This window comes from Pseudodesulfovibrio thermohalotolerans (assembly GCF_021353295.2).
Taxonomy (GTDB): Bacteria; Desulfobacterota; Desulfovibrionia; order Desulfovibrionales; family Desulfovibrionaceae; genus Pseudodesulfovibrio; species Pseudodesulfovibrio thermohalotolerans.
Genome location: NZ_CP120635.1, coordinates 574,196 through 596,362 on the forward strand (window position 1 = coordinate 574,196; position 22,167 = coordinate 596,362).

At 62.5% G+C, this 22,167-nt stretch carries 22 protein-coding genes; 10 read left to right on the top strand and 12 right to left on the bottom strand.

Features of this window, described 5'->3' with window-relative positions; all coding sequences use genetic code 11:
* Window positions 1-254: 254 nt before the first annotated feature.
* The 9 genes from LF599_RS02650 to LF599_RS02690 form a co-directional block, all read right to left on the bottom strand.
* A complete protein-coding gene (locus LF599_RS02650; RefSeq protein ID WP_279522187.1) occupies window positions 255-779 on the bottom strand; it encodes an energy transducer TonB family protein in 525 nt (174 codons plus the stop codon).
* The gene (locus LF599_RS02655; RefSeq protein WP_269942717.1) at window positions 776-1,213 is read right to left on the bottom strand and encodes an ExbD/TolR family protein; all 438 of its coding nucleotides are present in this window, start codon (window positions 1,211-1,213) and stop codon (window positions 776-778) included. Before LF599_RS02655 ends, LF599_RS02650 begins: the two co-directional genes overlap by 4 nt.
* The gene (locus tag LF599_RS02660) at window positions 1,210-1,815 is read right to left on the bottom strand and encodes a MotA/TolQ/ExbB proton channel family protein (protein ID WP_279522189.1); all 606 of its coding nucleotides are present in this window, start codon (window positions 1,813-1,815) and stop codon (window positions 1,210-1,212) included. Before LF599_RS02660 ends, LF599_RS02655 begins: the two co-directional genes overlap by 4 nt.
* The gene (locus LF599_RS02665; RefSeq protein WP_269942719.1) at window positions 1,812-3,635 is read right to left on the bottom strand and encodes a CobW family GTP-binding protein; all 1,824 of its coding nucleotides are present in this window, start codon (window positions 3,633-3,635) and stop codon (window positions 1,812-1,814) included. Before LF599_RS02665 ends, LF599_RS02660 begins: the two co-directional genes overlap by 4 nt.
* Before the next feature lie 112 nt (window positions 3,636-3,747).
* A complete protein-coding gene (locus tag LF599_RS02670) occupies window positions 3,748-4,917 on the bottom strand; it encodes an MBL fold metallo-hydrolase (protein ID WP_269942720.1) in 1,170 nt (389 codons plus the stop codon).
* Between the two features lie 21 nt (window positions 4,918-4,938).
* Window positions 4,939-6,342 carry a hypothetical protein gene (locus LF599_RS02675; RefSeq protein ID WP_279522190.1) on the bottom strand — a complete coding sequence of 468 codons (1,404 nt, stop codon included), beginning with the start codon at window positions 6,340-6,342 and terminating at the stop codon, window positions 4,939-4,941.
* Window positions 6,343-6,405: 63 nt separating this feature from the next.
* Window positions 6,406-6,624: a hypothetical protein gene (locus LF599_RS02680; protein ID WP_279522191.1), complete on the bottom strand. Its 219-nt coding sequence runs from the start codon at window positions 6,622-6,624 to the stop codon at window positions 6,406-6,408.
* A gap of 34 nt (window positions 6,625-6,658) precedes the next feature.
* Window positions 6,659-7,291, bottom strand: a complete 633-nt coding sequence (locus tag LF599_RS02685) for a FadR/GntR family transcriptional regulator (protein ID WP_269942721.1) — start codon at window positions 7,289-7,291, stop codon at window positions 6,659-6,661.
* Window positions 7,292-7,619: 328 nt separating this feature from the next.
* Window positions 7,620-8,897: a PAS domain-containing protein gene (locus tag LF599_RS02690; RefSeq protein ID WP_279522192.1), complete on the bottom strand. Its 1,278-nt coding sequence runs from the start codon at window positions 8,895-8,897 to the stop codon at window positions 7,620-7,622.
* An 83-nt stretch (window positions 8,898-8,980) separates the two neighbouring features.
* Here LF599_RS02690 and LF599_RS02695 point away from each other — a divergent pair, with 83 nt between their 5' ends.
* The 10 genes from LF599_RS02695 to LF599_RS02740 all read left to right on the top strand — a co-directional run bounded on the left by LF599_RS02695 (window position 8,981) and on the right by LF599_RS02740 (window position 18,452).
* Window positions 8,981-9,274 (top strand): 5-deoxy-glucuronate isomerase, encoded by a 294-nt coding sequence (locus LF599_RS02695; protein WP_269942725.1) that lies wholly within the window; start codon window positions 8,981-8,983, stop codon window positions 9,272-9,274.
* Complete coding sequence (locus LF599_RS02700) at window positions 9,196-9,825, top strand: IclR family transcriptional regulator (protein ID WP_279522193.1); 630 nt, start codon at window positions 9,196-9,198, stop codon at window positions 9,823-9,825. Before LF599_RS02695 ends, LF599_RS02700 begins: the two co-directional genes overlap by 79 nt.
* A gap of 38 nt (window positions 9,826-9,863) precedes the next feature.
* Window positions 9,864-10,238, top strand: coding sequence for a beta/alpha barrel domain-containing protein (locus LF599_RS02705; protein WP_279522194.1), 375 nt, complete (start codon window positions 9,864-9,866; stop codon window positions 10,236-10,238).
* Window positions 10,239-10,648: 410 nt separating this feature from the next.
* Window positions 10,649-11,509: a YitT family protein gene (locus tag LF599_RS02710; protein ID WP_279522195.1), complete on the top strand. Its 861-nt coding sequence runs from the start codon at window positions 10,649-10,651 to the stop codon at window positions 11,507-11,509.
* Window positions 11,510-11,769: 260 nt separating this feature from the next.
* Window positions 11,770-13,128, top strand: coding sequence for a sigma-54-dependent transcriptional regulator (locus tag LF599_RS02715; RefSeq protein WP_279522196.1), 1,359 nt, complete (start codon window positions 11,770-11,772; stop codon window positions 13,126-13,128).
* Between the two features lie 166 nt (window positions 13,129-13,294).
* The gene (locus tag LF599_RS02720) at window positions 13,295-15,130 is read left to right on the top strand and encodes a sensor histidine kinase (protein WP_279522197.1); all 1,836 of its coding nucleotides are present in this window, start codon (window positions 13,295-13,297) and stop codon (window positions 15,128-15,130) included.
* 9 nt (window positions 15,131-15,139) lie between these two features.
* The gene (locus LF599_RS02725) at window positions 15,140-15,856 is read left to right on the top strand and encodes a sigma-54-dependent transcriptional regulator (protein ID WP_269942733.1); all 717 of its coding nucleotides are present in this window, start codon (window positions 15,140-15,142) and stop codon (window positions 15,854-15,856) included.
* Window positions 15,846-16,286, top strand: a complete 441-nt coding sequence (locus LF599_RS02730; protein ID WP_279522198.1) for a potassium channel family protein — start codon at window positions 15,846-15,848, stop codon at window positions 16,284-16,286. Before LF599_RS02725 ends, LF599_RS02730 begins: the two co-directional genes overlap by 11 nt.
* Complete coding sequence (locus tag LF599_RS02735; protein WP_279522199.1) at window positions 16,283-16,945, top strand: potassium channel family protein; 663 nt, start codon at window positions 16,283-16,285, stop codon at window positions 16,943-16,945. The genes LF599_RS02730 and LF599_RS02735 overlap by 4 nt, the downstream gene beginning before the upstream one ends.
* A gap of 7 nt (window positions 16,946-16,952) precedes the next feature.
* On the top strand, window positions 16,953-18,452 hold the full coding sequence (locus tag LF599_RS02740) for a TrkH family potassium uptake protein (protein ID WP_279522200.1): 1,500 nt from the start codon (window positions 16,953-16,955) through the stop codon (window positions 18,450-18,452).
* 39 nt (window positions 18,453-18,491) lie between these two features.
* Here the strand turns inward: LF599_RS02740 and LF599_RS02745 are convergent, their stop codons facing one another.
* From LF599_RS02745 to phnD, 3 genes are read right to left on the bottom strand one after another with little or no spacing between them, the layout of a single operon-like run.
* Complete coding sequence (locus tag LF599_RS02745) at window positions 18,492-19,832, bottom strand: sigma-54-dependent transcriptional regulator (RefSeq protein ID WP_279522201.1); 1,341 nt, start codon at window positions 19,830-19,832, stop codon at window positions 18,492-18,494.
* Window positions 19,829-21,283, bottom strand: coding sequence for a HAMP domain-containing sensor histidine kinase (locus tag LF599_RS02750; RefSeq protein WP_279522202.1), 1,455 nt, complete (start codon window positions 21,281-21,283; stop codon window positions 19,829-19,831). Before LF599_RS02750 ends, LF599_RS02745 begins: the two co-directional genes overlap by 4 nt.
* Before the next feature lie 5 nt (window positions 21,284-21,288).
* Window positions 21,289-22,155, bottom strand: coding sequence for a phosphate/phosphite/phosphonate ABC transporter substrate-binding protein (gene phnD, locus LF599_RS02755; RefSeq protein ID WP_279522203.1), 867 nt, complete (start codon window positions 22,153-22,155; stop codon window positions 21,289-21,291).
* Window positions 22,156-22,167: the final 12 nt, after the last annotated feature.

Genomic DNA, 22,167 nt, shown 5'->3' on the forward strand with positions numbered 1-22,167 from the left:
TGACCAGTTCCCCTGGGCTTCTTTCCGGGAAAACCGGGGAGGGATCAAGCTCCATGCACTCTTGGATCATGACGGCTTTGCCGTCATGGCATGGAGGGCATGGTCATGTTGCTGAAGAGATACCCGCTTTTGCCGTGTCGCTTCTTCCGCCATAGGGGAGGGCGGTTTGCGGTTCGGAGGTCGGGAGCGGATCGGATTTGATATGGCGGCGTGCCCGATAGGGGGCCGTTTTCCGCTATCTGAAAGGGAACGGGCTACAGCGCGTATTGGTATTTGACCGTGATGGCGATGGTCCAGGAGGGGCCTTTGAGGATGGCGGGTCGTTTGACCGTGCCGCTGGCGGATTCGATGGCGCGGCGGGCGGCCGCGTCGAGTTCGGGGGAGCCGGAGGAGTGTTCCATGGCGATGTCCGTGAACGTGTCGTCCGGTTGGATGCGGAATCTGTAGCGGACATTGCCGATCAGGTCGGACACGTCGTTGCCCGGAAGGAACCGGCGACGATCCACGGCGTTGCGGACCTGCGCCAGGAAGCGTTTCAACGCCTGCCGACGAAGCCTCTCGGCCGCCTTCTCGTGCTTCTCGTCCCCCTCTTCGGGGACCGATCCCTGTTCCAGGGCCAGGCCGTTGCTCGGCGAGGCCACGGAAAGGTCGAAGTTGGCGGGGATGATGATCGTTTCGGCCGCCTCGGCCGGGGGGCGGCTCCAATGGAACTGGAGCAGGAACCAGTGCAGGCCCAGCGAGATGGCCAGGCAGGTCCAGATCAGTTGCCGGGCGTTCATTCGCGGGTTCCGTCGGCGTCGTCCCCGTTTCGCGTCCGGGTGGCGATCACCAGGTTGTTGAATCCGGTCTTGCGTACCATGTCCACGATTTTCACGAACCGCTCGACGCGCGCGCCGGGCGCGGATTTCAGCAGGATGTGGTCCGGTTGCAGGGACAGGGGACGGTCGAAGGTGTTCCGCAGCAGGTGGTCCAGGTCGAGCATCGTGACCGGGGCGGTGTCGCAGAGGATGTCGCCGTTTTCCTTCAGCTCGATCTCCATGGACTTGCCGGTGACGGCTTTGGCGGTCTCGGCGGACGGCAGCTCGATATCCACGCCCTTGGCCGTGAACACGGCCGAGATCACGAAGAAGATGAGCAGGATGAAGACGACATCCAGGAGCGGGGTGATGTCCGGCGAGGCCGATCTGGAAGCGCGCCGCGTGAACCGGATCATCGGTCCTGCACCCGCGTTTCCGGTCGGCCGGTCATCAGTCTTGCCGTCCGCTGCATGGCGTAGGCGATCTTGTCGTACTGCCGGCAGAACCATCGGTGGGCCAGCATGGCCGGGATGGCGATGCACAGACCGGCGGCCGTGGTCAGCAGGGCCTGCCAGATGCCGCCCGCCAGCATGGTGATGTCTACGTCGCCCGACGCCGAAAGCCGGGAAAAGGCGTTTATCATGCCGATGACCGTGCCCAGCAGTCCCATGAGCGGGGCCGTGGCCGCGGCGGTCGCCAGGAAATCCAGCCGTTGGTTGAACCGGAAGAGGACGTCGTCTCCGGCCGACTGTATGTCCTGCTCATGGTCCGCGCCGGTGCCCGGGGCAAAACAGGCCCTGAAGAAACCGAGAAACGCCGGGGCCGTCTCCTCGACCGCTTCGAGAGCCGCGTCGCCGCCCTGGGAGCGGAAGGTCTTTTGCAACTCTTTCAGCGCGGCCGCCGAGGGGAAACGGCGGGTGGTGAAGACCACGAACCGTTCGAGAATTACGGCCAGCGCAGCCACGGACAGGGCCAGCAGCGGCCACATCATGAATCCGCCCAGTTGCAGTATGCTCATGCGTCCGCTCCTAGCATTTCTTCGAGAACCGCGAGGTCCATGTCCCTGCCGATGGCCACCAGGAAGCCGTCCTGATCGAAGTCGTCGCCCAGCGGGGAAAGCTCGTGACGGCCGCACACGTATTGGACCACGGCGGGTTGCGGTTCGTTCGACAGGTGGACGATTCCCTTGAGCCGGAAGACGGCGTCCGGCAGCCGGTCCAGGGCCTCCATGAGGCGGTCCCGGTCGAGGGCGGACGGGAATGCGAGGCGGTGCGTCGTGAAGTCCTCGTCGGCGTGGGTGTGGCGCGTCCCGTTCGGCATACAGGGGAGCAGCCCTGCACGCTGTTCGAACGGGTCCGCGTCGTACAGGTAGCCTGGGTTGACCGCTCCGTGCTCCGTCTCCACCAGAACGGCGCGGTTGTTCAGCTCGCGCAGCGTGGAGCGCAGCCGTTCGCGTTCGGCCTCGTCCACCAGGTCGCATTTGTTCAGCAGAATCGTGTCCGCGGCCGCCACCTGGTCCCTGGCGATCTCGTGATCCGAGAGAAGGCCCGGCGCATTTTCGGCGTCCACCAGCGTGGTGATCGAATCCAGGCGCACCAGCGGGCGCAGCGTTTCCAACTCGTTCAGGATGTTGAACGGATTGGCAAGGCCCGTGGATTCCAGGACGATCACCTTGGGGTTGAACCGGGCCTTGAGCTGCTCGATGCCTTTCGAGAGGTTGCCGACCAGGGTGCAGCAGACGCACCCTTCATCCAGCTCGACGATGGATTCGTCGCCTTCCAGCAGCTTGCCGTCCACGCCGGTCTGACCGATTTCGTTCTGGATGATGGCGACCAGTTCGTCGCGGGCCGCGTAATATTCCAGCAGTTGATTGAGAAAGGTCGTTTTGCCCGCGCCGAGGAAGCCGCTGAGCACGATCAGGCCGGGGCGGCTGTCGAAGGCCGGGGCGTACGCCTCGTCGCGGGAGAGTTCGCGCAGGTCGTGGGTTTTCCAGAATAGGGCGTCGTCGAGGGGCGCGGGCAGGGTGTGGCGGTTCTCCATGCCCGCCGTGACGTCGCATCGGGCCAGGGAGAGCGAGGCCAGCGCGGCCAATGTTTCGCGGTCGCCCCAACACAGCAGGTCGGTCACCAGACTGATTCCGTCGTCCAGGGGCGATCTGTTGCCCGCGCAGTCATAGAACAGGCCGTGACCGGGCGTCTTGCTTTGGCCCGCCCTGCACGGTGGCTCTTCCAGGCTCCTGGTTACGGATGCCGCCAGCACCAGGAAGAAGTCCCGGGCTATTTCGTGGGCGGGGAAATTTTCTTCGGCTTCGCCCGGCCAGATGACCCACTTCCCGTCCGGGGTGGCCACGCCGTCTCTGGCGATGCTCAGCTTTCTGTCCAGGGCGCGGCACAGGAGGGTCAGCCCGTCCTCTTCGGGAGCCAGGGAGACCTCCAGGGTGCCCATGCGGAAGGGGGCGGCCCATTCGCCCATGGCCGTGAAGCGCCGCACGGTCTCCAGGTAGTCCGGCTGGGTCGAGGCGAAGCTCGCGGCCAGGGACATGGTTTCGAGCAGGGGTTCTTCCGGCGCGGGGAAATAGTACAGGCCGAGGGTGGCGTGCTGGCCCTGCCCGTCGCGCCGGGCGTCTTCCGCGGCCAGGCCGAACACGCCCGCCCGGGAGCGGATTCTAAGCGTCCAGGCCCGTGGGGCCCTGGGACACACGGCCATGCCCTTCCAGCCCACCAGTCGCTTGAATTCCCTGTAATGGTTGGCCGCCAGCAGGCAGTTGGTCAGCATTTCAGGCAGGTCGACCTGGCGGTTGGCGGCGCGGCGCGCGGGCAGTACTGCGGTAAGTTGCATTGTTGTCCTCCTTATGGGTGGTCCGGCCCGCCAGGGAAGGCGGGCCGGACCGGGTTGGTTGGCCCGCCGAGAAGAGCGGACCGGACCGGGTGGGGTGGGGTGTGATGAGGAGTTAACAACCGAAACTTATCTTGTCTCCATTCCCCAGGTAGTCCTTGGAGGCGGAGCGGAAGCGGGCAGTGCCGCGAACCACGGGATATCCCGCCTCGATGAACTTCTTGGCCGTCAGGTGTCCGGTGCAGTGGTTGCAGCCGATGCGCTCGAAGTCCCACTGGCCCAGGGAGATGACAAGGTCGTCGTACTTGGGGTCCCAGTCTTCGAACGGCGAGATGTGCAGCCCGCCGTAGATGCCGTAGAACCGGTCGTTGTCGTACTTCAGGTTGGCTTGGGCGAAATCGGCGAACTTGAGGATGCCCTGGTGGCAGCAGCCGGAGATGAGGACCAGCCCCTTGCCCTGGATGTTGAAGGCCAGGGAGGTTTCGCCGAACACGCGGTTGATGATGGGCACGTCGAACTTGAGCAGCGCCATGCCCGGGATGATCTGGGTGATGGGCTTGTCCACGATGGTCAGGTCGCCCTTGTAGCCGCTGTCCTTGATGTACTGGAGGCCTTCCTCGTAGAAGCCGTCGTGCACGTAGAGGGGGATGCGGTTGTCGTACTTGACCGTGACCGGCAGGCCCCAGAAGTGATCCCAGTGCTCATGGGAGATGAACAGGGCCTCGATCTGCTGCTCTTCGAGCATCTTGTCGATGCCTTCGCGCTTGAAGCTGTCCTCCATCCACTCGTAGGACCAGCCGGTGTCCAGCAGGTACTTGTGGATGGTGCCGTCCAGGGCCTCGACCTCGATGAGGCAGGAGTATCCGCCCGGATTGTCCGGATGCAGGGCCAGCTTCTTCTGGAGTTCCCAGGCCTTCTTCAGGTCGTTGGGGAGGAGCTCCTTGATGGAGCCGATGCCTTCCTCGTAGGACCCCTTGGCGGAGCCCTTGCCGTTGGCGAAAGGCGCCCAGTTCAGGGTGTACTGGTTGACCAGCAGGCCGCCCGCGGCATGGATGTCGCCGATGAGGTGGGCGTTGTTGAACCAGCTCGTCTCGGAGATGTTGGTCACGCGGACGGACCGACATGCGCCGAAGTCTTCCATCTTTCTTTCCGTCTTCGGAAGGCGGTTGTACGCCGAGGAGGTGTAGGAGTACATGCCCATGCTGGCGAACGCTCCGACGACCAGGCCGGTGGCCGCGCCCTTGACGAAATCACGTCTGCTTATGTTCTTGTTGTCATTGCTCATGATGGTTTCCCGGCTCCTCGCCTAGTTGATGATGGTGAAGTTGGCGCCAATCCAAGGGAGGATGTTGATGATGGCGACATACAGCAGCACACCGACGCACAGTCCGACGGCCAGACCCTTGGCCAGCTTCGAAGTCCAGGTCACGTCGCTGGCGACGACCTCTTCCTTGACCTCTTCAAGCTCCGCGTCGGTCTTGGGCACGGCCTTCCAACCCGGCCAGCCGTCCATGAACCAGACGTTGATGAGGAAGATGTTTATCAACCAGATCATCGGGATCATGGGGAACTGCTGCGGATGGGAGAAGCCCTTCTGGGTTCCCAGGAACAGGTGGGAGGTCTTGTAGTAGACGATGTAGACCAGAACGGCCATGGCGGCGGTCAGCAGGGTGCGGAGGCAGACGTTGACCGGGCGGCTGAACTTGGTCGGCCAGTTGTTGCAGTAGAAGGTCAGGTACAGGGACGGGACGAGCCAGAAGATGGCCATTTCACCCACGTGCAGCCAGCGCCAGTCCGGAGCCATCAGGCGGCGGGTGCCCCGGATGGTTTCACCCCAGACCAGGTCCTGGGCGTAGTACAGGAAGAAGCACAGGGCCACGGCGATGGCGATGATGCCGAAGAAGGAGCTTACGCGGCGCAGGGCGTTGTTCTTGATGAGGTTGAACGGGTAACGTTCCCAGATGGTTTCAAAGAGCCAGACCACCACGGTGCAGCACATGATCCAGGCGATGTGGAAGTTGCCGGAGACGGTGTTGGCGAAGTCTTCCCAGTAGGGCGGACAGATGGCCGTGAACTTTTGCCAGGGGTAGAAGAGGATGGCCATGTGGGAGTGCATGGTCAGGAAGTAGACGATCATGCTCATGAAGAACGTGACCACGGCGATGGTGATGCCCCGCGCGGGCTGTCCCAGCTTCTGCCAGGGCGAGTTCTCGCAGGCCACGACCCAGCTCGGGGAGAGCCAGGAGGCGATGGCGGCGAACATCATGATCGCCTCGGCCGCGTATTCGATGGCATAGAAGTCGGTGATGCCCATGGCTTCGAGCCGCGCCGGGTTGAAATAGGCGATGCCGTAGTTGCCGAGGATCTCGATGAAGAAGCCCTTGATGAGGATGACCATGGCGGCCACGCTGACAAGCGTTAGGACCGCGCCCTTTAACAATGGGTGGGCCTTATTGAGCCAGGACCGCTTGAACGGCCAGAAGTCGAAGATGTAGGCGACCCAGATGAAGAGGATGAGGAGCCAGCGGCAGACCATGTATCCCACGTAGGGGGTGTACATGCGCATGAGGCCGCGCGGGTCCTGGAAAATCCACCAGGTTGCGTAGAAAAATGCGAAGATGATGATCGTATTCACCAGGGCGGGGATTGGCCCGCTCCAGCGCTTTACCAGCTTCCGACTCTCAAGGTAGCTGACACTACTGTTATCCATTGTGCTCTCCTTACCTAATAAGCTGGACGGGGGTGATCAGTCCCCGAACTCCAACTCTGCTCGTTACAGTGTTGTTGAGGGTTCAGATTCCGAAATCAGGGTTTCCAGTTGCCCGGGGGTTAAGGTAGCCGGATCGATCCCCATGGCCATGGCACGGAGGAACAGCTCCTTTTCAGTCGGAGGTGCAGTTACTTCCTCCGGCCGGGAGGTTGCTTGTGGAGCATGTTCCCGTGCCTGGTCACCGAATGGGATCAATCGGCTGAAAAATTCTCTTCGTCTCATTGCGCAACTCCTGCGTGGTGTCTGCGTCGCGGGCTTAGTCCTCGGGAAGCACGAGGCGGTGCAGGGCCTTCATGCATTCTCCGGCAAGTTGCTCGGCGGTGTCCGCTTCACCCTTCTTGAGGGCGTTGAACAGCTCCACGTGGAAGGCGAACAGGGAGTCCACCTGCACTTCGGAAAGGCCGCCGCCGACGGTTTCAAGATTGGTGGAGGCTGCCGCCAGCTCCTTCAGGAGCAGGATCAGGTAGTCGTTGGACGCGATTTCGGCCAGGACGAGGTAGAAGGCGATGTACCTGTTGCCGATGGTCGGCAGGTCGGAGTTGACGATGGCCCTGCCGATGTTGACCGTCGCCTTTTCCAGCCCGGTGATGTCCCTTGCGGAGAGCTTGGAGGTCTGCGAGCGGACCAGTCCCGGCGCCACGAGGGCCAGGGTGTCCACGATCTGGCGGAAGGCCGCCGTGCTCTTTCGGGCGCGGAGCATCTCCCAGTTGAGGCGTCCTTCCATGCTCTTCAGGTAGCAGCCGCTCTTCTGGCGGATTTCGAGGTAGCCCATGGATTCAAGATGGCAGAGCGCCTCGCGCACGGTGTTGCGGCTCGTCTCGAACAATTCGGCCAGCCGCCGTTCGCCGGGCAGCTTGTCTCCAACCGAGAAACTTCCGTCTTGGAGCATGGCCAGCATCTTTCGACATATGATAGGACGTTGTGAATTTGTCATATCTGGTCCAACCAGTTTGAAGTTTGTTCTTTGTTCATGCCTTTGATTCACCTTTAAGGGGCAGAAAAGAAACCTGGCAAGTGAAAAAGTGAAAAAAAGCACAAATCTGGTTGGACCAGATCAACCATTTTTGACTTCATAAAATGGAATACAAGCGCAGACGACTGTAATTAAATGAATAATTTACTGGTGGGACCAGAGGAAGGACGTGACGAACCAGCCGTTTTTTTGAAACGGCTGTGAGACGTCAGGGGTGGAAATCGTTCAGGTGGTTGGGCCAGAATCAGCGTTTTTTGGCCAGGCAGCGTTCCAGATTGGTGATGAAATCGTCATGCAGTTCCCGCAGGGGCGCTTCGAAGTCCGGGTCATAGCTGTCCGGCTGGGTCGAGCAGAAGATCAGCACATAGGCCAGCTCGTCCTCGGGGAAAAATGGCTGGGCGTAGTACGAGCGGATGCCTCGTGGGATGAACAGGGCCCAGTCGATGGCCTTGATGCTCTTGGAGGTGTCCGCGACCGTGTGGTTGGCCTGCTTGAAGCGCACGATGCTCTCCGCGATGGAGCCTTCGTACGGATGCTCGAAATCCTCGGGGTCGCGGTCGAACGGCTCGCCCACACCGGTGACCGCCACGTAGTTTTCGCGGATGAAGATGCGCGAAAGCAGCAGTGCGCTGGTCGGCGCTCCTTCGGGCAACGCCTTGAGCATGGTCTTGAGCAGGGCCCTCACCGAGGTGCAGCGTTTCATGGACGACCTGGAGAATTTGGCCGAAACGGTTTCGTTCCGTTTTACGGGCACCCCCCGGCAGGCGGTGCAGCTATTGTGGTGGGAGAGCGATACCCACAGGAGGTTTTCCTCCTGCATGGAGATGGCCTGGATGCGCGTGGAGCAGACATGGCTCTTGCCCTGCGAATCGGTGATTCGCAGCTCGCCGTTCCAGTGATCCGAGAAAATGAGCCCCTCGTACACATGGTAGAGTTCGGTGTCGGGGTTGTCGCGGAACAGGTCCTGGAGCGTGACTTTGGCCAGCGCCTTTTCATCATAGCCCAGGAGCTGCTTGGCGGCGCTGTTGGCGAGATGGACGGTCCGGTCCACGAAACGGACGAGCAGCACCGGGTCGTCCACCATGTCGATCTTGGTCGACAGCTTGAGGTTTTCCTCCGAGTTGAGGATGGCTTCCGCGTGGGCCGAGATATCCAGGAGAATCCCGATGGAGCACCGCTGGTGAACCGGGTCGGGCATGGCCATGAGCTTGAACCATTTGATCTCTCCGGCCTGCGTGGTCACCCGGAAGGAAAGGGCCGTCCGTCCCCGGCGGCGGATCAACTGATGGCAGTGCCGGAATCGCTCCCTGTCCTCGGGGACAATGACTTCCTGGGGAATCTGCGGATTCTGGAGGATGGCCCGGATTCGTTCCCCCTCGGGAGAGGCCGCGTACTTGTTCAGGAACATGATCTCGTTGTTCACCACATCGATACGCCAGACGATGCCGGGCAGCATTTCAAGATAATTGGCGAGGAGCTTTTCCTCGGGGAAGTGGTCCGACTTTGAAACTGTATCCAACATGAATGTCCTTTATGCCGGTGCGTAATTGGGGTGAATGACAGGTATGGTCTTAACGTGAATTGAGAACGGTTGGCAAATAGGGAATGTCTGGTCCGACCAAATTCCGGGCGGTATTCAAACGGGTTTTCCCCGGCGCGGCCGACCCGGCGCGCTTCTATATCCTGAGCGCCCCGGCCCACACTTCCTACCCGACCACGCACATCGTCTTTGCGGACGCCGAGCCCGTCACCCCGGGCGAGATGGAGAACAGCAACAGGCGCACCATCCGGAAGTACATACACCCGGGCGGCGTGCACAGTTGCCAATTGGTCATGGGCATGACCACCCTGGATACCGGCTCGGGCTCGAATTCATCGAGCTTTCCAGCTCCTTTCTGAACAGCCTGGAGCTCAAGACCGAGGCCCAGCCGTTCCTGAATCAGTTGTCCCGGCAGACGGGCCAGACCGTGTTCATGGCCATTTTGCAGGACGGCGACGTGGTCTACATCGACAAGGTCGAATCCTTCAACAGTCTCAGGCGATACAAGATCATCGGCAAGCGTATGCCGCTGTACGCCACCTCCCTGGGTAAATCCCTGCTCACCGGCCTGACCGACGTGGAGATCGCCGCGCTTTACGAGAACCGCGAGTTCGAGAAGATCACGCCGCACACCATCGACAGCCTCCGCGGTCTGCTCCGGGAAGTGGAGCTGACCCGCAGGCGGGGCTGGGCGCACGACAACCAGGAAAACGAGGTGGGCACCATGTGTGTGGGCGCGCCGGTCTACGACTACCGCAGTACCGTGGTGGCGGCGGTTAGCGTGGCCTGGGAAATGGAAGGGCAGCCGAACGTCGATATCGAACGTGTGGCGGGGTTGGTCGTGGAAGCGACCCAGGGGATTTCCGGGCGCATGGGGTACCGCCTGAATATCGGCCGGTTGAGGTCGTAGAGCCGCCTGGCCGCGAACCCGAAAAAACGGGGGCTGGTATGAATGAGGTGTTGAAACGCATCCGTGAAGTCGGGATTGCGCCCGTGGTGGCCCTGCCCTCGGCCGATGACGCCGTTCCCATGGCCCGGGCCTTGCTCGACGGGGGACTGCCCGCCGCCAAGTTCTTTCCGGCGGAATCCATGGGCGGGCTGAAGATGCTCAAAGGGCTGGCCGCGCCGTTTCCGCCCATGGAGTTCATGGTCACCGGGGGGCTCTCCCTGGCCAACATGGGGGCCTATCTCGCCTGGGACAGGGTGCTGGCCGTGGGCGGGAGCTGGATGGTCGAAAAGAACCTTGTCGCCGCCGGAGGGTTTGACGAGATCGCCGCACTGGCCGAGGAGGCTGTCCGCGAAGCGCGAAACTACCGCGAATAAGTGATTTCCGCCTCACGAAGAGGCTCCCCATCGGTTGAGCATACCTCAAGTATTACGCGCTGTTTCGTACGCCTTTGACCGGGGCTCCCCGCCGAGGTCCCGCGTCATTTCACGCCGCCTGCACCCGCCGTTTCCCCCCTTTCCGCCTTTTTCTCGGAATTATTGCCGGAATTTACCGAAATCGCTTCTCAATTTGACGATTTGTTTAGTATGCGGTTCCCTGTTGCGAGTTGAAGGGAATAAAGTGGAGACCGTTCGTCTGCGGCATAGGGGCCGCAGTCCCGGAGGGCGGCGCGCGCCCGGCGGTTCCCGATCCGTGTTCGGCCGGAGCGCGACGGTTCGTCCCCGCCGGTCCGGCCACGGGAAAACGGTCTCCCGCAATGTGGTTTTACGAGTAAGGGTATGTTGCGATGTTGAAAAATGCGAGAAGGTACTCGGATTCTCTGGCGTGGAATCTGGTTTTGCTCCTTGTGGGCGGTTTCCTCTACGTGCTGGGATACAACGGGGCGGCGGCCCATCACGGTTTCGTGCCCGGCGGCTCTTACGGTTTCGCGGTCGTGCTGGAGCGGATTCTTCCCGTGCTGAGGCTTGAGGATTGGTATTTCCTGATTAACGTGCCGCTGTTCGTGATCGCGTGGAAGGGCGTTTCCAGACGGTTCTTTTTATTGAATTTCATCACAATGGCGTGCATCACGATGATGACGTCATATATCCAGTTGGATCTGGGGGTCCAAAACGAATTGTACGCGGCCATCGTATCCGGGGCGATCATGGGCGCGGGGAGCGGCATGATCTTCCGCACCTATGGCGGTGGCGGCGGCGTTGACGTGTTGGCGGTCATCCTCAACCAACGGTACGGGGTCCGCATCGGCGTGTTCTTCTTTTTCATCAACGCGGCGGTCATGATGTCCGCCCTGAGCCGGTACACGTTGGACAAACTCATAGCCTCCATGGTGATGATATTCATCAGCTCGGTGGTCACGGAGTACGTTCTGTCGCTGTTCAACCAGCGCAAGGCCGTTCGCATCGTCACCAAGAAGACGGACGAGCTGCTCGCGATCATGGTCGAGCGCAAGTATCACGCCACGATCTTCGACGGGTGCGGCGGCTATACGAAAAGGCCGGTGAGCATGATATTCACCATCACGGACAACATACGTTTGCGCTCCCTGGAGCAGATCGTTTTCGACAACGATCCAGAGGCCATTTTCGTGGTGGAAAACACTTTCAGCGTGTTCGGCGGCACGTTTTCGAAGAGAAAGGTTTATTGATCCCGGAAGGGCCGCTCGATCGACGGACCGGGGAATGCGCCCGGCCCGGGAAGGGGCCCGCCAGCCGTGCCGGAATGCCCTTCACGGAGGCCGCTTCCCCGGTGGGGCCGGTTTTTTCAATAATTGCCTGTTCCGACAGGCGTGTGCTAATGGCGGGACATGGGAGTAGAGCGGCCGACCCGGCCGCGTGCGAATCCGGCGGATAGGCCCGCCGGAGGGAACGCTTCCCCGAACGCAACCACGGCGACGGTCCCGAGAGCATGACGAGCACCGACCTGGTTTCACCGGGCCTCAACGTCCTCATCGTTGACGACGAGGCCAACATCCGCAAGACCATGTCCTACTGCCTGACGGCGGAAGGGCACACGGTCTCGGCCGTGGGCAACCCGGCCGACGCCCTTGGGGAAATCCGTCGCAAGGCGTTCGACCTGGCCTTTGTCGACCTCAGGCTGGGGGCGGATGACGGCATGGAGCTGATTCCCCTGCTGGCTTCAGAGTCCCCCTGGACCAAGATCGTCGTCATCACCGGCTATGCCTCCATCGAGAGCGTGGTCGAGGCCATGCAGCGCGGTGCGACGGACTACATCGTCAAACCGTTTTCCACGAACCAACTCAAGATCATATCCCGCCGTGTGGGCCGCGTCCGCGAACTGGAGAATCAGGTGGCGTCCCTCAAGGAGGGCCTGGAACGCCTCGGCCCGGAAGAGCGTCTCCAGAGTGCCTGCGCGGGAATGCAGCGGGCGATCGAGACGGCAAAAAAGGCCGCCTCGTCCGAGGCGATCGTACTGATCCTCGGCGAGAGCGGGGTCGGCAAAACGGTCTTCGCCCGGGCCATCCACCACTGGAGCCGCCGATCCTCGCGGCCCATGGCGGTTGTTTCGTGCCCGGCCCTGCCGCAAACCCTGCTGGAAAGCGAGCTGTTCGGATACGCCAAGGGGGCGTTCACCGGGGCCGTGCGGGATTATCCGGGGCGCATCGCCGCTTGCGAAGGCGGCACGCTCTTTCTGGACGAGATAGCCGACATCGCGGCTTCGGCCCAGGCCAAGCTGCTCCGGTTCATTCAGGACAAGGAATTCGAGCGGCTGGGCGAATCGGTGTCCCGCCGCGCCGACGTGCGCATCGTCGCCGCCACCAACGCCGACCTGGAGCGGCTGGTCGAGGAGGGACGGTTCCGGGAAGACCTCTATTACCGGCTCAACGTCATCAGTCTGACCGTGCCCCCGCTGCGCGAACGGCGTGAGGACATCCCGGGCATGGCCAACGATTTCCTGGCCCACTTCGCCAAGGTCAACCACAAGACAATCACCGGCTTCACCGAACAGGCCGAGCAGGCCCTCATGGATCATGCCTGGCCGGGCAATGTCCGCGAACTGCGCAACGTCGTGGAGCGGGCCGTGATCCTGGGCGTAGGCGAATCCATCGGGGTCGGCGACCTGTTCGACGGCGCACCCAATCCCGCCACGGCCGTTTCGCTGGGCGACCTCGTCCCCCTGGCCACCATGGAGGAGCAGCACATCCGTCGCGTGCTGGCCAAGACCTCATCCCTTCAGGAGGCCGCCGACATCCTCGGTATCGACCAGACCACGCTCTGGCGGCGGCGCAAGGCATACGGCATCTAGGATGTTTCGCATTGCATTTTGCAATGTTTCATTGTGCCGACCTTGCAGATATCAAGGTCGGCTCTTTTTTCTTTTAGTTCAACAGACTGAAATAACGGAATAAAATTGTTGGCACCGGCCTTGCTTTCAGAAAAGCGCACTTAAAAGCGATGGAGAGCGGCAGGCAATGACGTTGAAGAAAAAAATATTGATCGGATATGGGGTGATGTTTGCGCTGTTGGCGTTGGCGGTCGCCTGGTCCGTCACCAACCTGGTTTCCCTGGGCAAGGCCTCGGACGCCATTCTGAGCGAGAACTATCGAAGCATCCTGGCCGCGGAGAACATGATCGACGCGCTGGAACGTCAGGACAGCGGCATCTTGCTCCTTTTCCTGGGCGATGAGGAGAAGGGCGTGTCCCAGTTCCGCGACAACGAGGCCGTTTTTCTGGAGTGGTTCGCCCGGGCGCGGGACAATGTGACCATTCCCGGCGAAGCGGAGCTGGTCCAGACCCTTCAGACAGACTATTCCTCCTACAGGCGGCAGTTTTCCATACTGACCGACCGCCGTTCCGCGCAGGACGGGCTCGCCGTCCTTTCGCAGTCCACCTATCAAAACATCCTTCATCCCCTGTTTTCCAAGGTCCGCGCGGACTGCGTGAATCTGCGCCGCCTCAACGAGGAGACCATGTACGCGGCCAGTCTCAAGGCCGGGCGGATGGCCGGGCGGGCGTTCTGGTCCACCGTGCTGGTGGCTGCGGCGGCCATGGCGGCCGCGCTCGTCTTCAGCCTCATGCTCTCGGAGCGCATCTCCAGCCCCCTGCGTCGTTTTGTGGAGGCGGCCCGGCATATTTCGGCCGGGGATTATACCGTCAAGGTGCCGGTGGAGAGCGGGGACGAGCTCGGCTTGCTGGCGGAGGAATTCAACAAGATGGCCGTCCGGCTTGGACGGTTCCATGAAATGAACATCGACGAGATCATCGCGGAGAAGAACAAGGGCGAAGCCCTGTTGGCGAGCATCGAGGACGGCCTCGTGGTCTTCGACACGGGCCTGCGGGCGACGAGCCTCAACGCGGCCGCCCGCAGGATGCTCGGGCTGGGCTATTCCGGGACCGGAAACGCGCCGCCCTGCGCGGACATCATTCCCGACGCCCGGGTCTGCGACCTGGTGCGCAAGGCCGTTGAAACGGGGCGGGTGCCCGATGTGCCCGACGAGCGGCGCATCGTCTCCCTCGGCGAGGGGGAGCTGGCCAGGCACTACCTGTATTCCGTGACCGTCATCCGGGGCCGGGAGACCGCGCATTCCGGCGTGGTGCTGCTGCTGCGCGACGTCACGCGCATGAAGGAGGTCGAGCGGCTGAAGAACGAGTTCGTCATGGCCGCTTCCCACGAGCTGCGGACTCCCCTGACCAGCCTGGGCATGAGCGTTGACCTGCTCCTTGAGCACGTCGCGAGGAAGCTGGAGGAAAAGGATCAGGATCTGTTGCGTGCCGCCCACGAGGAGGTGCAGCGCATGAAGGCCCTGGTCAGCGACCTGCTTGACCTTTCCCGTATCGAGGCCGGGAGAATCGAACTGGAGTTCGACAAGGTCCCGGTTTTCACCCTGTTCGAGCATGTACAGGCGGTCTTCAAGGGACAGATGGAGCGGAAGTCGGTTCATCTCGGCCTGGACGCGCCCGAGGTCAGCGTCCGTGCCGACGCGAACAAGATAGCCTGGGTGTTGAGCAATCTGGTGTCCAATGCCCTGCGGTATGTGAACGAAGGGGGAAACATCGCCCTTTCGGCCGTCAGGGCCGGTTCTTTCGTCCACTTGACCGTGAAGGACGATGGCCCGGGGATTCCCCCGGAGTATCAGACGAAGATATTTCAGAAGTTCGTACAGGTGAAGGGGCAGGCCGCCGGCGGCAGCGGGTTGGGCCTGGCCATCTGCAAGGAGATAGTCCGCGCCCACGGCGGCTCCATCTGGGTCGAGTCCGCAAAGGGCGGAGGAAGCGCCTTCACCTTTACCCTGCCTCTGGCGCAATAGGAGATAACCATGAACGATTTGCCGATTCTCATAGTGGATGACGAAAAGAACATCCGAATGACCATGAGCCAGTCCCTCGAATCCCTGGGGCGTCCCGTGCAAACGGCCGTGAACGGGGAGGAAGCCCTTTCCATGCTTCGGGCCGAACCCTTCGGGCTGGTCTTTCTGGACCTGAAGATGCCCGGCCTGGACGGTATGGAGGTCCTCCGCATCATCCGGCGGGAGTGGCCGAAGCTGCGGGTCATCATTATCACGGCCCACGGCACCATCGATTCCGCCGTGGAGGCCCTGAAGCTCGGCGCGGTGGATTTCGTGCAGAAGCCGTTTTCCCCGGTCGAGATACGGGACATGGCCAAGCTCGTCATCGACCGGGAGGCCCTCGATGAGGAAGAGGTCTCCGAGTACGGCTCGCTGATCGAGCTGGCCAAGCGGCACATCTCGGATGGCCTGTTCCCTGCGGCCGGGAAGGTGGTGAAAAAGGCGATCGCCGAGGACCCGAGCCACCCCGAGGCGTACAACCTGCTGGGCGCGCTGTGCGAAATCGAAGGCGATCACCTGGAGGCGGTCAAGTTCTACCACGCCGCCATGGACATTGACCCGACCTACAAGACCGCCTGGTCGAACCTGGAGCGTATCACCTCCTGGAGCAAGTACGGCTCGATCGACCTCGGTCCGGACGCGGCGGACGGCGAGAAGACAAAGGGGGAGCCGGACGATGGCGAATAACAGCTTCATCGTGATCGTGGGCTGCGGACGCGTCGGCTCGCACCTCGCCAACAAGTTGAGCGGCGAGGGCAATTCGCTGGTGGTCATCGACATCAACGAGTCGACCTTCGACAACCTGACCGCCGAGTTCAGCGGGTTCCGGCTGATCGGAGACGCCACCCAGGTGGGGCTGCTCCGGGAAGCCAAGCTTCATCGGGCCGATACGCTGATCGCCACGACGCACGACGACAACGTCAATCTGATGGTCGCCCAGGTGGCCAGGAATATGTTCAAGACGCCCCTCGTCATGGCCAGGGTCTTCGACCCCAGGCGGGAGCAGGTATACAAGCGCCTAGGCATCAGGACGATCTGTCCCACGTCCGTGGCCGCGTCCCTGTTTCTGGATATTCTCGAAGGGGAAGCCGTACGGCGGGAGGAGCCGACCGCATGAGAGTGATAATCGTGGGGGGCGGCAAGGCCCTGTATTTTCTCGGCCGCAACTTCGCATCCAAGGGATACGAGGCGGCCATCGTCAACAAGGACCCCGGAGAGTGCCGCCGGTTGGCGCGGGACCTGTCCGTCGAGATCATCTGCGGCGACGGGAGCGACGAGCATGTGCTGGAGCAGGCCGGGGCCAGACGGGCCGACGCGGTGCTCGCCATCACCCCGAGGGATCAGGACAATCTGGTCATATGCCAACTGGCGTCCCTCCAGTTCGGGGTGCCGCGCACCGTGGCCCTGGCCAACGACCCGGACAACGTCGAGGTGTTCGAGGCGCTCGGCGTGTCGGCCTTTTCCACCACGAACATCGTGGGGAGCCTGATCGAGCAGCACGCCGCCCTTGAGGAGATCACGAACCTGCTCCCCGTGGGCGAGGGCCGGGTCAACGTCACGGAGATCGTCCTTTCCTCGGACGCCCCGGTGGTGGACAGGCCGCTCAAGGACATCCGCCTTCCCGAGAACACCCTGGTCGCCGTGGTCATACGCGGCGGCGACCCCCTGGTGCCGCGCGGCGACAGCGTGCTCAGGGGCGGCGACACCGTGGTCCTGATAACCCTGCCCGAAAATCACGGTGCGGCCCTGAAGGCGCTTACGGGCGAGGGGAGGTAGGCCGTCCGTGAGGGAAAGAGAATATCTGAAGCAGAGGTATGCGGCGATCCTCGGTTCCGTGGGGCTGGTCTGCATCCTCTGCGGCGCGGCCATGCTCGCTCCGCTGCTCGCGCTGTTCGCGTGGCCCGGGGAGTCCGTCAACGCCACCGCCTATGTCGCACCCGCAATGGTGCTGCTCGCGCTCGGAATCCTGTTGCAGGCATTCCGCCGCCGCACCGCGTCCGTGTCCCTGTCCGTGCAGGAGGGGGGCGTGATAGTGTGTCTGAGCTGGCTGCTGGTGGTTTTGTTTTCCGCATGGCCTTTCATCGCCACGGAAGGGCTCGACTTCTCCCAGGCCATCTTCGAGTCCATGAGCGGCTGGACCACCACCGGGCTGTCGGTGGTGGACGTGGAAAAGGCGGCCCGCATCACCCTGCTGTGGCGCAGCGTCATTCAGTTGCTCGGCGGCGCGGGGCTGGCGATTATCATGATGTCGGCCATCCTCGGTCCTTCCGGGGTGGGCGTGTCGAGCGCGGAAGGGCGTGGCGATCAGCTTGTTCCCAACGTCAAACGTTCCGCGCGGATCGTCATGGCCATGTACGCCTGTTATGCGGCGGCCGGGACCATTGCGTACCGGGTGGTGGGCATGACTTGGTTTGACGCCTTGAACCATTCCTTTGCCGCGGTCTCCACCGGCGGATTTTCCACGCGGCCGGACAGCATCGGATACTGGAATTCACCGGCGGTCGAGGCCGTGTCGATTCCGTTGATGATCCTCGGCAATCTGAGCTTTGTGACCGCCTGGTTCCTGTGGCGCGGCAGGCTGCGCGCCGTGTCCCGGAACGGCGAGGTGCGTCTCTTTACGCTGCTTGCGCCGCTGGCCGCCGCCGCGCTGTTCTTCCTCACCTGCGCGTCCCTTTATCCGCAACTGGGCAAGTCCTTGCGCGTGGCCGTGTTCGAGGCCGTGTCGGCCCTGACCACCACGGGCTTTTCCACGGTGGGCTACAACGATTGGAACGGGGTCGGGGTGGCGATCATGATCGGGCTGATGCTCGTCGGCGGCGGGACCTGCTCCACTGCCGGGGGCATCAAGCAGTTCCGCGTCCATCTCCTCTGGCGCGCCCTGACTCTGGAAATCCGGCGGCTGGTGGCCCCGCGCGGGGTGGTCCGGGAAAGCGCCCTGTGGGAAGGGGAGCGCAAGGTGTTTCTGAACGACGCCCAGGTGCGGCAGACGGCGGTGTTCGTCTTCCTGTACCTGCTGCTTTTCGCGCTCGGCGTGCTGTTGCTCTGCGCGGGCGGCTACGATCTGCAAAGCTCCCTGTTCGAGTTCGCCTCGGCCCTGGGAACGGTCGGGTTGAGCATCGGCGTGACGTCGCCGGACATGCCGAGGGCCGCGCTGTGGGCCGAGAGCCTGGCCATGTTCCTGGGCCGCCTGGAGTTCCTCGTGGTTGTCGCCAGCCTGTTCAAGCTGGGCGGCGACGCGCGAAACTACCTGACGAGCCGGGGCGGCGGGATGCGGCGCGGGTAGGCCGCGCGCGGGCCGCCGCCAGCCCGTTTCGGCTTTTCGCTACGCGCTGATGCCCAGCTCCTTCAGCTTCTTCCAGAGGACCTTCCGGCTGATGCCCAGCAGGCCCGCGGCGAGCTGCTTCCGGTTCCCGGTCTGCTCAAGGGCCTCGACGATTCGCTTCCTTTCGTATTCGCGGACGCCTTCCTCAAGGCTGGGCGGCTTTCCTGGCTGGCTGTCCAATTCCTCGCCGAGGACCCGCTGGGGCAGATGGCCCAGGCGGACCACGCCGTCCTGCGCCAGGAGTACGGAACGCTCCATGATGTTGCGAAGCTCGCGGATGTTTCCGGGGAAGTCGTAGACCATCAGCGCGGCCTGGGCTTCCGGCGACAGGAGGGTGCCTTCCTTCCTGTGCTTGTCGGCGTAGAGGCGGAGGAAGTGCTGCATCAGCTTGATCTTGTCGTCGCCCCTTTCCCGTAGGGGAGGCAGGTTTATGGGGACCACGTTGATGCGGTAGTAGAGGTCCTCGCGGAAGGAGCCTTCCTCCAGCGCCTTGTCGATGTCCTTGGCAGTGGCGAAAATGGTCCGCACGTCGACCTTGATGGGCGTGTTGCCGCCCACGCGGGTGATCTCGCCGTCTTCGAGGACCCTGAGCAGTTTCACCTGGAGGGCCAAGGGCATGTCGCCGACTTCGTCGAAGAAGAAGGTCCCCTGGTTGGCCGCCTCGAATTTGCCGATGCGCCGCTTGTGTGCCCCGGTGAACGCGCCTTTTTCGTGCCCGAACAGCTCAGATTCGAGGAGCTGTTCCGGCAGGGCCGAGCAGTTGACCTTGATGAAAGGCTTGCCGCTTCGGGAGCTCATGGTGTGCAGGGCGTTGGCGACCAGCTCCTTGCCGGTCCCGCTGGGGCCGAGGACGAGGACCGGAGTGCAGGCGTCCGCGACGGCCCGGATGCGCTCGAACACGGGCTGCATGGCCTGGCCGCCGATCATGGCGTCCAGCCCGGCGCTTGTCTTCAGGCGGGTGTTCTCCAGCCTGAGGTCGTGGTAGTTGAAATACCGTTCCACCGCGATGAGCAGCCCCTCGTTGGAAAACGGCTTGCAGAGGAAGTCGAACGCCCCGTGACGCATGGCGCTGACGGCCAGTTCGATTTCCGGGAAGGCCGTGATGAGCATGGTGCCGGTGCTCGGGTGGAGTTCCTTGACCTTGTCGATCAGCTCCAGCCCGGAGATGCCCGGAAGGCGCATGTCCGTGATGAGCAGGTCGAAGCTGGCCGCTCCCATGGCTTGGAGCGCGCTGTCCGCGTCTTCAAAGCTCTCCACCAGGTAGCTCTCGGCGGAGAGGGTGTGTTGCATTCCGATGCGGATGGACAGTTCGTCTTCCACCAGAATGATGCTCTTGCTCATGTATCCTTCCTCGCGCGAGGCAGGCGGATGGAGAACACGCTGCCGGTCTCGTCGGACCGCAGCAGTTCGAGCCTGCCCGAGTGTTGTTCTATGAGGGACTTGGAGAGCGCCAGGCCGAGCCCGGTCCCCTCTTCGTTCTTGGTGGTGTAGAAGGGCACGAAGATCTTGTCCCTGATCGCCTCGGGGATGCCTCCGCCGGAGTCGGAGACGAGGATGACCATGTCCTCGCCGTCCATGGCCCCTTCCACCCTTATTTCGCCGCCTTCCGGCATGGCCTGGACCGCGTTGACGAGCAGGTTGACCAGCACCTGCTGTATTTTCGTGTTGTCGACGGGGGTGGCCGGGAGGCCGTCGGGCATGTCCACGCGTATCTCCACGCGCCGCTTCCGGCTGTAGAGCTCCAGCAGGGAGACGCATTTCCGGACCACGTCCCGCATGTCCGTCAGTTGGACGTTCATGGAGGATTGGCGGGAATAGTCCAAGAGGTCGCCCATGATTTTCCTGATCCGCGAGAGCCCGGAATTGATGACTTCGATGTGCTGTTCGCGCTCCTGCTCGTCGAGTTTGCCCTTGAGCAGGTTGTTGAAGCAGAGCATGACGCCGCCCAGCGGGTTGTTCACCTCGTGGGCGATGCTCGCGGTGAGCTGGCCGATAGTCGCCATCTTCTCCGTGTGAAACATCTTTTCCTTGGTCCTGGCCCGCGTCTGCTCCTCGTTGCGCAGCCGCGTTATCATCCATTCGAAGCTCCGCTGCAACTGGCCTATCTCGTCACCCCTGGGCGGGAGGCTCGGGAAGGGCTTGGAAAAATCCTCGTTCACGGTGAACCGTTCCATGGCGTCGGACAGACTGTGCAAGGACTTGACCAGATACTCCACCGCGATTCCCACGGCCAGGAGGGAGAAGAGAATCCATGTCACGGAAATGGTGATGATGTCGTTTCGGGAGGAAATCCTGGCCCGTTCGATGTCCTCCATGGAGAAGGTGAGGCTGCACCATCCCCAGTTTTTCGACTCGATGGACAGGGGGATCGTCACGGCGAGCAGCGCGTCGGCTCCCTGTCCGATCTCGCGAATATCCTCGCCCGGACCGGCCGGGGGCGCGTAGGCATCACCGCCTGAGGCACCGGTTTCCCGCTTCACCACCGTGCGGCCGTGCTTGTCGAGGACCCGGAAGGCCAGGATGCGGGGGTCGGTCCGCATGACGTCGTCCACGTAATAGGAAATGTAGTCGACCATGTCGTTCTCGTCGAGCATGTCGAGCTCTTCGAAGATGAACGTGTTGGTGAAGAGAATGGCCGACGCCCTGGCCAGGGACATGGCCTGTTGTCTCGCCCTGTTCACGAGCAGGGTCTGCTCGTCCTTGAGCATGTAGTGCGCGGTGGTGGTGATCGCGCCGATGATGCACAGCAGCACAATGCCGATGAACCTGAACCGCAGCCCGGGAGTATACATGGCGGCTACCTCCGGTACCCGAACCGGGCCGCGCAGTTCCGCATCTCGCGGATCGGGTCGTAGTCGGCGTCCGAGACAGGCGCGAAGCCGTTTCGGAGCAGGGGGCTCCATTTGGCGGACCGCGCCCGGATGTCCGGGGAGGCGTAGTCCATGTCGAGCAGGGTGCGTTTCAGACGGTCGATTTCGGGGATGTTCCCCCGGCGGGCGGCCAATACGAATCCCGGGTGAGGCTCGGTCACGGCCAGGACCTTGAGTCCATCCCCGGCGAACTCGCGGAATGTGGATTCCGAGACGGCCCCGGCGTCGTATGCGCCGCGAAGCACCGACCGGATTACCGCGTCGTGGGTGCGCAGGTTCTTCGTTTCCCCGAAGTCCTGCTTGGCGATGCCGCGATTCCCGAGATGGCAGAGGGGATGCAGGTAGCCCGCCGTGGAGTGGAGCGAGGCGAAGGCGAAGGATTTTCCCTTGAGATCGGCGAGGACGTTGAGGTCGCTCCTGCCCTTGACGGTGAAGATGACGGTTCGGCTCGTTGGCGTGTGGTCCCTGGAGAGTACCGCGCACAGGGGCGTGACGTCGGCCGAAGATTCTCTGGCTTCAACATAGGAAAGCCCGCCGAGGATGGCGATGTCGATTTTGCCGTTCAGGAGGTCGGCGATGATGGACGCGTAATCCTTGGCCAGCTCCAGCTCGACGGGGATGCCGCTCAGTCCGGTGATGTAGTCGGTGAACGGCAGGTACTGCCGGTACATCATCAACGGATGGTTGAGTGTGATGACGCCCAGCCTGAGCGGGGGCTGGGGCGTCTGCGCGGCGAGGGCCGGGGCGGACAGGACCGCCAGAATGAGTATGAGGAATCGTATGATGCCGGACATTGCTCCCTTTGT

Bases quoted from the DNA above. Each gene is read 5' to 3' on its own strand.
- LF599_RS02685 (WP_269942721.1), bottom strand. From the start codon at position 7,291: ATGCTCCAAGACGGAAGTTTCTCGGTTGGAGACAAGCTGCCCGGCGAA.
- LF599_RS02735 (WP_279522199.1), top strand. From the start codon at position 16,283: ATGAGAGTGATAATCGTGGGGGGCGGCAAGGCCCTGTATTTTCTCGGC.
- LF599_RS02725 (WP_269942733.1), top strand. From the start codon at position 15,140: ATGAACGATTTGCCGATTCTCATAGTGGATGACGAAAAGAACATCCGA.
- LF599_RS02705 (WP_279522194.1), top strand. From the start codon at position 9,864: ATGAATGAGGTGTTGAAACGCATCCGTGAAGTCGGGATTGCGCCCGTG.
- LF599_RS02745 (WP_279522201.1), bottom strand. From the start codon at position 19,832: ATGAGCAAGAGCATCATTCTGGTGGAAGACGAACTGTCCATCCGCATC.
- LF599_RS02715 (WP_279522196.1), top strand. From the start codon at position 11,770: ATGACGAGCACCGACCTGGTTTCACCGGGCCTCAACGTCCTCATCGTT.
- LF599_RS02655 (WP_269942717.1), bottom strand. From the start codon at position 1,213: ATGATCCGGTTCACGCGGCGCGCTTCCAGATCGGCCTCGCCGGACATC.
- LF599_RS02650 (WP_279522187.1), bottom strand. From the start codon at position 779: ATGAACGCCCGGCAACTGATCTGGACCTGCCTGGCCATCTCGCTGGGC.
- phnD (WP_279522203.1), bottom strand. From the start codon at position 22,155: ATGTCCGGCATCATACGATTCCTCATACTCATTCTGGCGGTCCTGTCC.
- LF599_RS02680 (WP_279522191.1), bottom strand. From the start codon at position 6,624: ATGAGACGAAGAGAATTTTTCAGCCGATTGATCCCATTCGGTGACCAG.
- LF599_RS02660 (WP_279522189.1), bottom strand. From the start codon at position 1,815: ATGAGCATACTGCAACTGGGCGGATTCATGATGTGGCCGCTGCTGGCC.
- LF599_RS02690 (WP_279522192.1), bottom strand. From the start codon at position 8,897: ATGTTGGATACAGTTTCAAAGTCGGACCACTTCCCCGAGGAAAAGCTC.
- LF599_RS02695 (WP_269942725.1), top strand. From the start codon at position 8,981: ATGTCTGGTCCGACCAAATTCCGGGCGGTATTCAAACGGGTTTTCCCC.
- LF599_RS02750 (WP_279522202.1), bottom strand. From the start codon at position 21,283: ATGTATACTCCCGGGCTGCGGTTCAGGTTCATCGGCATTGTGCTGCTG.
- LF599_RS02670 (WP_269942720.1), bottom strand. From the start codon at position 4,917: ATGAGCAATGACAACAAGAACATAAGCAGACGTGATTTCGTCAAGGGC.
- LF599_RS02710 (WP_279522195.1), top strand. From the start codon at position 10,649: ATGTTGAAAAATGCGAGAAGGTACTCGGATTCTCTGGCGTGGAATCTG.
- LF599_RS02665 (WP_269942719.1), bottom strand. From the start codon at position 3,635: ATGCAACTTACCGCAGTACTGCCCGCGCGCCGCGCCGCCAACCGCCAG.
- LF599_RS02675 (WP_279522190.1), bottom strand. From the start codon at position 6,342: ATGGATAACAGTAGTGTCAGCTACCTTGAGAGTCGGAAGCTGGTAAAG.
- LF599_RS02720 (WP_279522197.1), top strand. From the start codon at position 13,295: ATGACGTTGAAGAAAAAAATATTGATCGGATATGGGGTGATGTTTGCG.
- LF599_RS02730 (WP_279522198.1), top strand. From the start codon at position 15,846: ATGGCGAATAACAGCTTCATCGTGATCGTGGGCTGCGGACGCGTCGGC.